The 13,291-nt window shown below is 50.1% G+C and carries 11 protein-coding genes, 1 tRNA gene and 1 pseudogene; 9 read left to right on the forward strand and 4 right to left on the reverse strand.

Annotated elements, in window-relative coordinates; translation table 11 throughout:
- Positions 1–345: 345 nt before the first annotated feature.
- Both T491_RS0114885 and T491_RS0114890 read right to left on the reverse strand, forming a co-directional pair.
- Complete coding sequence (locus tag T491_RS0114885) at positions 346–3,108, reverse strand: toprim domain-containing protein (RefSeq protein WP_028904585.1); 2,763 nt, start codon at positions 3,106–3,108, stop codon at positions 346–348.
- A 421-nt stretch (positions 3,109–3,529) separates the two neighbouring features.
- On the reverse strand, positions 3,530–4,663 hold the full coding sequence (locus T491_RS0114890) for a hypothetical protein (protein ID WP_028904586.1): 1,134 nt from the start codon (positions 4,661–4,663) through the stop codon (positions 3,530–3,532).
- A gap of 323 nt (positions 4,664–4,986) precedes the next feature.
- Between T491_RS0114890 and T491_RS0114895 the strand changes: the two genes are divergently transcribed.
- Complete coding sequence (locus tag T491_RS0114895) at positions 4,987–5,166, forward strand: DUF4160 domain-containing protein (RefSeq protein ID WP_028904587.1); 180 nt, start codon at positions 4,987–4,989, stop codon at positions 5,164–5,166.
- Between the two features lie 6 nt (positions 5,167–5,172).
- Complete coding sequence (locus T491_RS16750; RefSeq protein ID WP_036916219.1) at positions 5,173–5,442, forward strand: DUF2442 domain-containing protein; 270 nt, start codon at positions 5,173–5,175, stop codon at positions 5,440–5,442.
- Positions 5,443–5,501: 59 nt separating this feature from the next.
- Here the strand turns inward: T491_RS16750 and T491_RS0114905 are convergent, their stop codons facing one another.
- On the reverse strand, positions 5,502–5,966 hold the full coding sequence (locus T491_RS0114905; RefSeq protein WP_028904588.1) for a low molecular weight protein-tyrosine-phosphatase: 465 nt from the start codon (positions 5,964–5,966) through the stop codon (positions 5,502–5,504).
- Positions 5,967–5,969: 3 nt separating this feature from the next.
- Entirely contained in the window at positions 5,970–7,970 is a 2,001-nt protein-coding gene (rho, locus tag T491_RS0114910) for a transcription termination factor Rho (protein WP_028904589.1), read from the reverse strand.
- A 249-nt stretch (positions 7,971–8,219) separates the two neighbouring features.
- On the opposite strand from rho, the gene yihA reads away from it, so the two are divergent.
- The 7 genes and pseudogenes from yihA to T491_RS0114945 all read left to right on the forward strand — a co-directional run bounded on the left by yihA (position 8,220) and on the right by T491_RS0114945 (position 13,290).
- A complete protein-coding gene (gene yihA / locus T491_RS0114915) occupies positions 8,220–8,819 on the forward strand; it encodes a ribosome biogenesis GTP-binding protein YihA/YsxC (RefSeq protein ID WP_028904590.1) in 600 nt (199 codons plus the stop codon).
- Positions 8,820–8,844: 25 nt separating this feature from the next.
- Positions 8,845–10,677 carry a ribosomal protection-like ABC-F family protein gene (gene abc-f / locus T491_RS0114920; protein ID WP_028904591.1) on the forward strand — a complete coding sequence of 611 codons (1,833 nt, stop codon included), beginning with the start codon at positions 8,845–8,847 and terminating at the stop codon, positions 10,675–10,677.
- A gap of 15 nt (positions 10,678–10,692) precedes the next feature.
- Positions 10,693–11,310 carry a recombination mediator RecR gene (gene recR, locus T491_RS0114925; protein ID WP_036916220.1) on the forward strand — a complete coding sequence of 206 codons (618 nt, stop codon included), beginning with the start codon at positions 10,693–10,695 and terminating at the stop codon, positions 11,308–11,310.
- A 29-nt stretch (positions 11,311–11,339) separates the two neighbouring features.
- Positions 11,340–11,783: a hypothetical protein gene (locus tag T491_RS0114930; RefSeq protein WP_028904593.1), complete on the forward strand. Its 444-nt coding sequence runs from the start codon at positions 11,340–11,342 to the stop codon at positions 11,781–11,783.
- Positions 11,780–12,607 (forward strand): annotated as a pseudogene (locus T491_RS16755) (glycosyltransferase family 2 protein); the annotation flags it as partial. The gene T491_RS0114930 and the pseudogene T491_RS16755, both read left to right, overlap by 4 nt.
- Positions 12,608–12,615: 8 nt before the next feature.
- Complete coding sequence (locus tag T491_RS0114940) at positions 12,616–13,119, forward strand: GNAT family N-acetyltransferase (protein WP_028904594.1); 504 nt, start codon at positions 12,616–12,618, stop codon at positions 13,117–13,119.
- 97 nt (positions 13,120–13,216) lie between these two features.
- A tRNA-Asp gene (locus T491_RS0114945) sits at positions 13,217–13,290 on the forward strand.
- Position 13,291 lies beyond the last annotated feature (1 nt).

Raw genomic sequence — 13,291 nt, forward strand, 5'->3', positions numbered from 1 at the left:
TTTTTTTTTCTATCGTTTTCCAATGCGTTCCGGCAATTGCTACGACGCATCGCAGAAAATACGCCATCGCGTTGCAGTTATCAATGTGCAGCACATCTGCAACTGAAGTGCTACAGAAGTGCAACAATCCTTAAGTGTTTCATCTTCAGTTTATTATATGTTATTTTATGGGTTTGTAGCACTTGTAACACTTTAAAGTAGGAAAATCAGGGGTTAACAATAAAATATATAAGGTAGGTGCTGAGCAGTGAGAATGATGTGCTACATGTGCATCTGCAACAAAACAAAGCCTGCTCCCGATTAATGGCATGGGGGCAGGCTTTTCGAGGTGGATGACGTTCTGTGTCAGAACGGCAGGATGGTTTGCTCTGCTGCAGCCTTTTCTGCATCGGCTATGGCTGCTTTCTGGGATTGTACGTAGTAGATGGTTTTCACGTTGCCACCTTCATCTCGCTTTACCCAGCGTTCGCCATCTGTAGCTTTCTGAGTGATGCTGGCTGGATTCAGACAGTGGATATGATCTGCCAGCTGGCAGTAGGCATCCAGGTGCTGCTTCATGCGTTTGGGCGACCAGCCGAACTGGGTTTCGCGATTGAAGTCGCTCAGTACCTGATCGGCTTTCAGCTCGCGGTCCAGATTGCTACCATCCTCGGCAAAGTATTCCTCGGCCCACTGGTGGAAGTCTTTTCCTACTGCAGCCATCTGCTCACGGCGCTCAATACGGGTTAGCGGCGGCATGATTTTGCGGCTGCCAGCCGATAGCGACAGGTAGAAGCGTACGCACTGCGTCATCAGGGCCAGGTCGAGCTGCCAGTCGCGCTCGCTATACTCGGTGCCCATCAGGTTCTGGCCGAAATCGTCGCGGATGGAGCGCGATTCGCGGTAGTCGTTCTGCTGACTTTTCACGTGATAGTAATCGCTGAATGGCTGAGGCCAGATACGTCCTTCGGTCGAAGGGTCGTGGCGCGAGAGCGTGAAGTTGGTTGCCATGGCGAACTTGGGGCTCTGTACGAAGGGGATGACGTACGAGTGCTTGTTCTTCTCCTCTACACGGAAGTCGCCTGTCACCAGGCCATACACAAAGTTGTAGTTGAACTTGCGCGGACACTCATCGAGGAATATCAGGTTGGTGTCGCTCGTTACGCCGTCGAAGATGAATCGTGGGTCCTTGAACGAGGTGTTGCCGGCATCGATGCTGAAGGTCTTCACCATCTTGCTTACGGCGCTGATGTAGAACGACTTGCCGCTTCGACCGTTACACTCATCCACATTCTCGGCCATCGTGCTGTCGAGGCAGATGGTGGCCCAGGCTTCTGATTCCGACTTGTGGCTGGTGAGCATGTAGCCCATGTTGGCCAGTCGGCTGGCCAGGCACAGGTGCTCGTCGGCATCCTCCTCGGGCGTGAGTGGTAGGCCGCCCTCATCCACCTTGCGCCAGTACAGGCGCGACGAGTTGACCAGGAACTTCAGTAGGTTGCACTGTTCGGCACCCTCGCTGATGCCCACTCTATAGCGGCCTTCGTCGTCGGTGGTAACCGTAAACATATCGGCGGTGGGGCGATAGTCGTGCTGGATGATGTTGTCGGCCCATACGTAGTGATTGGCGCCATCAGCGTATCGATGGGTGGTGATCTTGTCGGCTGTTACCTCAACCCAGCAGTTGCGGAAGTGGAAGTACTGGGCCGTGGCGGTGCCTTTGCCGAAGTCGAAATTGTCGCGCTCGCGCAGCGTGCTGTGGTTGGTGGTGGGCAGGTCGTGGCTGCGCAGCACGCGGTCCTGCAGGGCTGCTGGCAGTGCCTGCTGCTCCATCCATTGCTTCATGAAGCCCACGATGGCCTTGGCGGTTACAGCTTGCACCACGATGCCATCGATACGGATGTACTGAGGCTCGTTGCGCGATTCGTCCTTGAGCGTATAAAAACCGTTCAGCTCCAGAAAATAGTCGAGGTCTGTGTGGCTGATGGTGTACTCCTTGTCGCCCTGCTTGGTGGTGCGTTCCGTCCAGAACTGCGCACGGTGGGCACGGTCCATCAGTCGCTTCATATCACTGCGGTGAGGGTTCAGCTGGAGGTAGTCCTTCAGGTCCTTGCGCAGTCGTCCTCGGTTGTCGTGCAGCAGGTGCATGTCGCTATTGTTCATCCAGGCGGTGTAGATGCCAGGCAGTCGGAGTGCCAGTCGCTTGCCGACCTTGATGCCGGTATCGTCGATGTCGGGGATTACTACGATGCGCTTGGCATACTTCATCAGTAGCGTGTAGTCGGCCTCTTGCAGTTCCTCGGTTTCGCTGCCCAGCCATACGGGTTGGTAGCCCATGCTCAAGCAGTTGGCGGCATCGCTGCCACCGCTCACCAGTACCACCTCGTCGAGTTTCTCTTCGCCTTGCTCCTGGAACTTGTGGCGCAAGGCCTGCATACCGAAGATGTAGTGCTGCGGTTTCTCGCCGATGATGCTGAAGCGGTAGGCCTTGTTGGCGTTCTTGGGCTCATACACCTTCTGAAACATGCGCATGTTGCCCTGACCATCCTGATACGGGCACTCCTGCGCGTATAAAGGATAGGTGTCGGTAGCCTTCTTGATGGTGGTGACGCCATCGGTGGTGCGGGCGATGGCCTTCACTGGGTGCCAGCCTAATGCTGTGAGGTGTTCCGGTTTTACACGGGGCCCCCATGTGGCCAGATCGGCGGCGGTAAAGTCGTCCTGATAGGTGATTCTTACCGGCTTGCCCAGTTCGCAGGGTAGGGCATCGCGCTTCACGATTTCGGGCTTGTTGATGCTCTGCTTCAGTTCCTCCTGTACGCCATACTTCTCAGCCAGTTCCTGCACTGCCAGTGCAAACTGACTCTGCGTATAGCCGCGGTCCCACATGTAGAGGTCGATGGGCGAGAAGAACCCTTCGCCTTCGCCCATGCCATAGTCCTTTACGTGCCAGCAGTCGCCGCTATCCTTTGGCGGATAGAGGTGAGCCGATGGTGTGCGCTCGTCCGGACGGAGTCGGAAGTTACGCTTGTTAGCAACTGCGTCGGCAGCCTCAGGGCATACGCCGACAATGATGTCCAGACCACGGTTCGCCTGGTCGTAGACTTTTTGTAATAATTCAATACTTGCCATATTGCAGAAGTATTAGAATCCCATCACTTGCACGCTGTCGGGTAGCTTAGTGTTGGGCAATTGGGTTAAAAGCTCCCGGCAGTCCTGCGCCCCGTGCTCGGTATGTTTAACGCAGGTATGTAATTACGCTGCGAAGTTACGAATATTATTTGGAATACAAAGTAAAATACTTTGACTTTGTAGAGGAGGCGGAAATAGCGGATTTATCCCTCAAAATGATGTGCTTTTATGGCTTTGATGCCTTTTTTAACTCTTTTATATGCTGTGATTGTTAAAAATCGAAACCGTTTTGTCCGCTATGATGATGGCAACAGGCTAATATGTGAGTGTTTTTTGACTCTTTCATGTAAAAGTGAGGGTAAAAAGAAAGGCCTGTTTCCGTAAAAACAGGTCTTTATAACTTGATAATACTATCAAAAAGTTAAATTCTTGATAGGAATTTATCTATTTTTGAATCGAATTCCTGTTGTTGTTTATTGTTTTCTTCATTCGTGATATGTGCTATCTTTGTTTTTTCTGCTTTAACAGCTCCCATCTTTACAATATAACCATTATAATGCTGTGTGATATAATCCAGTAGTAGTCGGTGCTGACTATTATCTTTAATTTTGCACCAGAAAAGAAGGCGCATTACGAAATAGCCACTCAGCGCTTCTTTGCGTTTTATCTTGTCCATTTCGAGTTCGTCAAGGTGATCTAATAGTTTTCTTACACGTATCACTTGGGCAGCATTCTCCTTGCCCCATAATTTAAGTTCTATCGGTGTGAGTCCAGCTCTTTTGGCCTCAACTGTGGCTCTGCATATTACATAGTCGTTCCATTCTTCTACATTGAGCATATGAAAAAGCTCAACAATACTTTTCTGTGCATCTTCAGCGTTTTCAAGTGCTTTTACGATGTCGTTGTCAATATTAGCATCGGAGTCTTTTAATCTCTGAATAATGCGTTGAGAGTGATTAAGCGTGATGTCGTAACATTTATCATGAACCTCAATACATTCCTCTGGGTGTTGGCGGATGTAGTTCTCGCGGTCAATCACTTCTAAACACAGTGCTACATTTTCCTCTGCTGTTTTCAGGTAAGATATCAATTCTTGGTAAAGCTTCTGCACGCTCTGTCCATACGAATCTAAGCCGAATAGATCGGGCGAATAGTCACCCTTCATCAAAGGTGAACGTTCAAAGACTGTAGGAGCCTCTGCATCAGCAGGTAGTTGTTTTCTGGATGAATAGCATAGTTTTGTGACTGCTTTTCTGATACCGCTCAGTGTGCTGTTGATGCGGTTCATTGTTTTTTCAGCCGTAGTGAAGTACTTGTTGTGGTCTGTAGCATACTCTTCATTAAACGTTTCTCCCCAATGTTTCAAGCGCAGGTTTTCGGTCAGAGCATAATCGTGGCTTCGACGGATACTTATTGTGAACTGGAGAATGTCCCAATCCTTCCATTTGCGCTGTTGCAAACCGAAAATGAATCGATCGGCTGTTGTCTGAGGGAGCGATTCGTCTAGCATCTGAAGAGTATCCTCTGTTTTCTCTATGTGGCTGTCTAAAAGCATATTATTTTTCTAAGTTAGTTAACTTATTGGAATATAGAATGCAAATATAATATAAATCAATGAGTTACCAAAAAACGAATTAGAAGAAATGAAAGAAAATCGCTACATTTTTCTCGTGCAACTAACTTTTTTACTTTTTTTAATTTTATCCAATGGTTAAAGATGAGTAAATCTTATATCATTACGCTGAACTAATATTGGATAAATGATGAAGGGCAAACGTTGGATGAATTATATCGAAACGAATAATTTTTCTGCCAATAACGTTTTGATATTCAAATAAAAGTTGTATCTTTGCCATCGGAATAGAAATACAAATTGAAATGCCCAAGATATGGCTTGAACCAGTTGTGGAACTTGACAAACAAGGCTATTTGACGGATGCTCAAGCAAAAGAAGTCTTGGAAATTGCAAAAGAGTATCGTGAGAAATTACTCCATCAGTGGAGTCTCTTTAAGGAAGGTAAACGTATTAGAATAATTACTGTAAGAAAAAAGAAATAGAAGCATATGTATAAGAAAGAAGGATATTGGGACGTAGAACCAAAAATTAAGAGTCTTTCGTTCCCGAAGCGTGGAAAGTTTCAGGTTGATCTTCAGGATGGTCGATCGGTTGTAATGCCTATTTCGGCTTTTCCTTCACTGAAGAAAGTTCCAACAAAAGAACGTGAGAACTGGTATCTGATGGGGGGAGGCGTTACATGGGATTCATGTCCAGAGGTTATCCATATTGAGCAGATTCTTGGAAACTATGCCAATTACGCCCACGAGTCAGTATAGAAGTATTAAAACGAAAACCATAAAAAATAACGAGATTCTTTTGGAGTCTCGTTATTTTGTTATAAGGTTGTATTTAACAGCGCCTGGCAGCCGCGGAGGACATCCTGCCAGGTGGCTTCGAAGTCGCCGGTGTACCATGGGTCGCTCACGTCGCAGCCATGGCGGCGGTCGGTGGCGGGCACAAGGTCGAGCAGCTTCACAATCTTGCCTTCGGGATCGGCACCGGCTATGCGGGTCATGTTGCGGATGTTCCACTCGTCCATGCCTACCAGCAGGTCGAAGCGGTGATAGTCGGCGCGGGTCATCTGACGGGCGGCGTGACCATCGCAACGGATGCCGTGCTCGGCCAGCTTGCGGCGGGCGGGGGGATAGACGGGATTACCAATCTCCTCGGTAGAAGTGGCAGCTGACTCGATCATGTACTGATCGGCCAGCTGCGCTTGCTCAACTAAGTATTTCATCACGTACTCTGCCATCGGACTGCGGCAGATGTTGCCGTGACAAACGAAAAGAATTTTCTTCATCTTTTATCCGTTCATCGACAGGAGGAACTCCTCGTTGCTACGGGTGCTTACTAAGCGGTCGCGTACGGTGCTCATCGCCTCGATAGGATTCATGTCGGCAATGAACTTACGCATAATCCACATGCGGTTCAGTGTGGTATCGTCGAGCAGCAGATCGTCGCGGCGTGTTGACGACATCACGAGGTCGATAGCTGGGAAGATGCGCTTGTTAGCGAGCTGACGGTTGAGCTGGATTTCAGAGTTACCAGTACCCTTGAACTCCTCGAAGATCACCTCGTCCATCTTAGAACCGGTATCAACCAGTGCAGTAGCGATGATGGTGAGCGAACCGCCCCCCTCGATGTTACGGGCAGCACCGAAGAAGCGCTTAGGCTTCTGCAGGGCGTTAGAATCCACACCACCGGTCAGGATCTTACCTGATGTAGGAGCTACGGTGTTATAAGCACGGGCCAGACGGGTGATTGAATCGAGGAAGATAACCACATCGTGACCGCACTCAACCATACGCTTGGCTTTCTCGAGCACGATACCGGCAATCTTCACGTGGCGCTCGGCGGGCTCGTCGAAGGTTGAAGCAATCACCTCGGCATTGACGGTACGTGCCATATCGGTCACCTCCTCAGGGCGCTCGTCGATAAGCAGCATCATGATGTAAGCTTCAGGATGGTTGGCGGCAATGGCGTTGGCGATATCCTTCATCAGCACGGTCTTACCAGTCTTTGGCTGAGCCACGATGAGGGCACGCTGACCTTTACCGATAGGTGAGAAGAGATCGACAATACGGGTGCTGGGGTTGGTGGTAGCACGGTCGCCGCAGAGAATGAACTTCTCCTCGGGGAACAGTGGTGTCAGATGCTCGAAAGCCAGACGGTTGCGCACCTCACCGGGATCGCGGCCGTTGATACTCATCACGTCGGTCATGGCGAAGAACTTCTCGCCCTCGTGTGGTGGGCGAACGTTGCATTCTACCACGTCGCCGGTCTTCAGACCGTATTTCTTTACCTGCTGTGGTGATACATATACATCATCGGGTGATGACAGATAGTTGTAATCGCTTGAACGGAGGAAACCGTAACCATCGGCCAGCATCTCGAGTACGCCGTTGGCCTTGATCAGGTCGGCGAAATCGAAACGGGGCTGGGCGGTAGGTACCGTGCGGTTGATGATAGGAGCCTCGGTGGCTGTTGGTACCACAGGACGATCGAACATGTCGAGGGTAGGGATGGCACTCTGGTCCTCGATGGGGATATCGATCACGGTGATAAAGTCGGTACCATCACCTGGATCGCCCATCCATACGCCGTTCTCATCTACCTCGTCGGTCAGAGGGTCAACCTCATCTGCGTCGTCGAAGCCTTCCATACCTTCGGCACCTTCCATATCTTCGGCACCTTCCATACCTTCGGCGGGCTCTTCGACAGCTTCCTCCTCGGGTGCTACGGCCTTGTTCTGTGACATTTTCTCGCGCAGCTGCTCGATGGCGTTAGGTGTTGCTTCATCGTCGGCATTCGTAGCAAACTGGGCTGCCTCGGGCACTACATCAGCATAGTTGTCGGCCTCGGGCGCGCTCTGCTGGGCTGCTTCGGCGCCCTGCTGGGCTGCAAGGGCTGCAGCAGCTTCGGCTTCCTTCTCAGCCTTACTCTTGCGACCACGCTTCTTGGGCTTGGGCTCGGCTTCTGGCTCGGCAGCAGGGGCAGCGGGCATGTCGGCAAAGAGCGATGGCTGCTCTGCCTTCTTGCGTGTACGGTTCGACTTGGAGTCGAGATTCTCGCCGTCCTCGCCTTTTACGGTATAAACCTTACTGGTGTCTTTCTTAGCGATACGTGTGCGTTTACGCTTGGGGGCTTCATCGGCTGCGCTGGCACTATTCTCAGCTGCTCGGTCGAGAATGGCATAAACCACATCAGAGAGCTGATCGTCGGGCGATACCTTGATACCTAATTCGTCGGCAATACCCACTAACTGGGGTATGTCCATGGATTCTAATTCTTCTTTTGTATACATATAATATGTACTTAATTACGTTGATTTCTGGAAAAAAAACTTGTGGAAATGCTTCGCGAACGGAAGCACTGATTAGAAAAATCGATGCAAAGGTAAGTATATTTTAGCGAACCACCAAACATTTTCGAAAAAAAATCGTATCTTTGCGCTAAAAACCGCGAAGATACTCCGTCTCGGCAAAAAAAAGAATGAATTCTTTTGTTTTGCTCTCGACTTTTCGTATCTTTGCACCCAAAATTGATATATATAATGGAAATAAAAAAAGCAGAATTTACACTGAGTGCTCCGATGGAGTCGATGTGTCCGAAGGATACCAAGCCCGAGTATGCGTTCATCGGTCGTTCGAACGTGGGTAAGTCGAGCCTGATCAATATGCTGACGGGCAAGAAAAATCTGGCAAAGACCAGTGCTACGCCTGGAAAGACACTGCTCATTAACCACTTTATCATCAACAACGAGTGGTACCTGGTCGACCTGCCTGGTTATGGCTTTGCCAAGCGCTCAAAGAAAGAGGTGCAGAAGCTGGAGCAGATGATCAATGGCTATATCCTGCAGCGCGAGCAGTTGGTTAATGTGTTCCTGCTCATCGATATCCGTCTCGAAGCACAGAAAATCGACCTGGAGTTTATCGAGTGGCTGGGTACCAGCAGCGTGCCTTTTGCCATCATCTTTACCAAGGCTGACAAGCTGAGTGCCTCGAAGGTGCTGCAGAACCTGGCTGCCTATAAGAAGGTGCTGAGCGAGACGTGGGAGGAGCTGCCGCCTATCTTCGTGACATCATCGGAGAAGAAGCAGGGCCGCGACGAAGTGTTAGATTATATTGAACGGATTAATAAAGAGTTGAAATAACGCACAAAGACACTAGAATAATATAATGGCAAAGGAAAATCCATACTTGGACGTGCAACACCTGACGAAATCATTTGGAAGTCTGGTGTTGTTTCGTGATTTAAGCTTTTCGGTTGCCGAGGGACAGAAGGTGGGCCTGATAGCCAAGAACGGTACAGGTAAATCCACATTGCTTTCTATCCTGTCGGGCAAGGAAGGCTACGATGACGGCGAGATTATCTTCCGTCGCGATCTGCGTGTAGGCATGCTCGAGCAGAGTCCGGTGTTCGACCCGATGGAGAGTGTGCTCGATGCCTGCTTTAATCATCAAGGCGATCCTGATAAGATACTGAAAGCCAAGCAGATATTAACACAGTTGAAGATTCGCGACTTGGAGCAGCCGATGGGGCAGCTGAGTGGTGGACAGCAGAAACGTGTGGCACTGGCCAATGTGCTCATTACCGATCCCGACCTGCTGATTCTCGACGAGCCGACGAACCATCTCGACCTGGAGATGATTGAGTGGTTGGAGGGCTATCTGAATCGTGGCAACAAAACGCTGCTGATGGTGACGCACGACCGTTTCTTCCTGGACCGTGTGTGCTCTGTGATTCTGGAGCTGGATGATCAGACCGTCTATACCTATCGTGGCAACTATAGCTACTATCTGGAGAAACGACAGGAACGTATTGACAATCGCCGTGCCGAGATAGCACGTGCCAACAATCTGTATCGTACCGAACTGGAGTGGATGCGCCGTATGCCTCAGGCACGAGGTCATAAGGCCCGCTATCGTGAGGAGGCCTTCTACGAACTTGAAAAGGTGGCCAAGCAGCGTATCGAGGAACGACAGGTGCGCCTCAAGTCGCGCAATGTCTATATCGGCTCGAAGATTTTCGAGTGTCAGTATGTGTCGAAAGCGTTTGAGCGTGCCGATGCTGAGCCGCTCACTATCCTCAAGGATTTCTACTACAACTTCTCGCGCTTTGAGAAGATGGGTATCGTGGGCAATAATGGTACCGGAAAATCGACCTTCATCAAGATGCTGCTCGGTCAGGTAGCGCCCGATAGCGGTAAGTTTGATATCGGCGACACCGTGCGTTTCGGTTACTTCTCGCAGGAGGGATTACAGTTCGACGAGCAGACCAAGGTCATTGATGTGGTGAAGGAGATAGCTGATTATATCGATATGGGTGGCGGTAAGCATCTGACTGCTTCGCAGTTCCTGCAGCACTTCATGTTTACGCCCGAACAGCAGCACAACTACGTGTATAAACTGAGCGGTGGCGAGCGCCGCAAGCTCTACCTCTGTACCGTGCTGATGAAGAACCCGAATTTCCTGGTACTCGACGAGCCTACGAACGACCTCGATATTGTGACCCTTCAGATTCTGGAGGAATATCTGCAGGATTTCCCTGGTTGTGTGATCGTGGTGAGCCACGACCGCTACTTCATGGATAAGGTGGTGGACCATCTGCTGGTGTTCAAAGGCGAGGGTGACATCAAGGATTTCCCTGGCAACTATACGCAGTATCGCGCATGGAGCCAGCTGCAGCCTGATGAATCCAAGGAGAAGCCTAAGTCGAACGGTGCTAACCGTGTCAATGCCAGCGACAATCAGAATCCGGCAAATAATGCTGCTCAGGCTGCTACTGCACCGAATGGCAAGCGTAAGCTTTCGTATAAGGAAAAACGCGAGCTGGAGCAGTTGGAGAAGGATATCGAGGCCCTTGAGGCAGAGAAGAAACAGATAGAGGAAGCGCTCTGTGGCGGCACTACCTCGGTAGATGAGATTACACGTTTAAGCAAGCGCCTGCCACAGCTGAACGACGAGCTCGACGAGAAGTCAATGCGCTGGCTGGAACTATCTGAAATTTAGAATTGATAATTGACAATGATTCAACAACAATACCCATCGCAGTTACTGGAAAAGGCTGTGCAGGAGTTCTCGAAGTTGCCTGGCATCGGACGTAAGACCGCTTTGCGCCTGGTGCTGTGGCTGCTACGTCAGGATGATCAGGATGTGGCAAACTTTGCAGACGCCGTGAGCCAGCTGAAGCAGGAAGTGAAGTACTGCCGCGTGTGTCATAATATCAGCGATAGCGAGGTGTGTCCGATCTGTGCCGATCAGCGCCGCGATCAATCTATCGTATGTGTCGTGGAGAATATCCAGGACGTGATGGCCATTGAGAATACCCAGACGTTTCATGGACTCTACCATGTGTTAGGTGGTGTAATCTCGCCTATGGATGGTATGGGGCCGGCCGATATCGAGATCGACTCGCTTATTCAACGCGTGGGTGAGGGCACTATCAAAGAGGTGATTTTGGCGCTGAGCCCAACGATGGAAGGCGACACGACCAACTTCTTTATCTACCGCAAGCTGGCATCATCGGGTGTCAAGGTGAGCGTGATAGCCCGTGGTATTGCTGTGGGCAATGAACTGGAGTATGCCGACGAGGTGACCCTCGGCCGTTCGATTGCCAACCGCACTCTATTCGACGAAAAATAATCCAGAACAATTAATCATAACTACTCAAAATGAAAGAAACAAAAAAAGAACTAATGGCTGTCTTCTGTGTGTTCGTAGCCTATGCGCTCGGTACCGTGGTTTTATTCGAGACTAACATTTTCGAATCTGGTTTCAGTACCGATGACAGCAATTTGGAATTCCTGATTACCGCCGTGATGGAGCTTGTTACTCTGGGAGGCGTGTTCCTGGGACTGCGTCTGTTTAAGTTCCAGAAGGTACACAACGATCTGGTTACCCGCAAGTACGATGCTCTGCGTAAGTGGGGAACCCTGCGCCTGGTGATCATCGGTCTGCCCATGATGGTGAATACTTATCTGTACTACATGTTTCTGAACACCACCTTCGGTTATATGGCTATCATCCAGCTGCTGTGTCTGCCGTTTATCTATCCGAGCATGAGCCGTTGTGAAGCCGAGGTTGAGGACGAGAACGAGGGTGAAAACGCCGCATGAAGCTCTCGGTTGTCATAGTCAGTTATAATGTGCGCCCATTCCTGACTGCCTGTCTGGATAGTGTGCAGCGTGCGCTCGAAGGTATCGAGAGCGAGGTCTTCGTGGTCGATAACTGTTCGACTGACGATACTGTTGAGGTGATCGCGCGCGAATACGCGTGGGTACATCTTATTATAAATAAGGAGAACCTGGGATTCTCGAAAGGCAATAACCTTGCTATCCGACAGTCGAAAGGCGAGTATGTGCTGTTGCTCAACCCAGACACTGTGGTGGCCGAGGAAACCTTGCGCGGGGTAGTGGCCTTTATGGATGAGCATCCCGTTGCGGGGGCTGCTGGCGTGCGTATGCACAACGGAGACGGTAGCGTGGCGCCCGAGAGTCGTCGCGCCATCCCGTCGCCGTTTGTTGCCGCCCGAAAAATGCTCGGTCTTACCAAGACTTACTATATGAGTTATCTGCCATGGGACCGACCCACGCAGATTGAGGTGGTTAGTGGCGCCTTCTTCCTGCTTCGTCGCAAGGCCATCGACCAGGTTGGACTGCTTGACGAGGACTTCTTTATGTATGGCGAGGATATCGACCTGTCGTATCGTCTGCTGAAAGGTGGCTGGCAGAACTGGTATCTGCCGTTCGACATTGTTCACTATAAGGGCCAGTCGACCCAGAAGTCGGATTTCCGCTATGTGCATGTGTTCTATCAGGCCATGCTCATCTTCTTCCGCAAGCATTATAGTCACCTCAGCTTCTTTTTCTCGGTGCCAGTCAAGGTGGCTATCTATTTCCGTGCTTCGTTGGCATTGGTAGATATTATACGTAAAAAACTGCATTTGGGATGAAACAGATTACACTGAGAGCCATTGAGCCCGAAGACCTCGACCTGCTGTATAGGATAGAGAACGACGTGGAGTTGTGGAACGTGGGGAATAGTAATGTGCCATACTCGCGCTATCTGCTGCATGAGTATGTGGCCAATGCCAAAAATGACATCTATACCGACCGACAGGTACGTATGATGGTAGAGAATGAAGCGGGAGAAGTGGTTGGCGTGGCCGACCTGGTGAACTTTGATCCTGCCAACTGTCGCGCCGAAGTAGGACTGATTGTGCTCAATAAGTATCGTCATCAGGGGTATGGTACTGCTATTTTGGCCCGTTTGAACGATTATGCACTCCATGTTTTGCACCTGCATCAGCTTTATGCATATATAGATTTAGAGAATAAAGTATCATTGCGGCTCTTCGAGAAAGCCGGTTACAAGATCGGCTCAAAAATCACAGATTGGCTCTTCGATGGCGCAAAATACCGCGATTCGGTGCTACTTCAGTACGTTTTTTAGAAAAAATGCGGTTTAATCGCAAAAAAAACGCCAAAAAGTTTTGGTAGTTCCAAAATTATCACTACCTTTGCACCCGCAAACAAGAAAAGCGTTCTTTGGTGCGTTAGTTCAGTAGGTTAGAATGCCTGCCTGTCACGCAGGAGGTCACGAGTTCGAATCTCGTACGCACCGC

The organism is Prevotella sp. P6B4 (genome assembly GCF_000619985.1).
Classification (GTDB): Bacteria; Bacteroidota; Bacteroidia; order Bacteroidales; family Bacteroidaceae; genus Prevotella.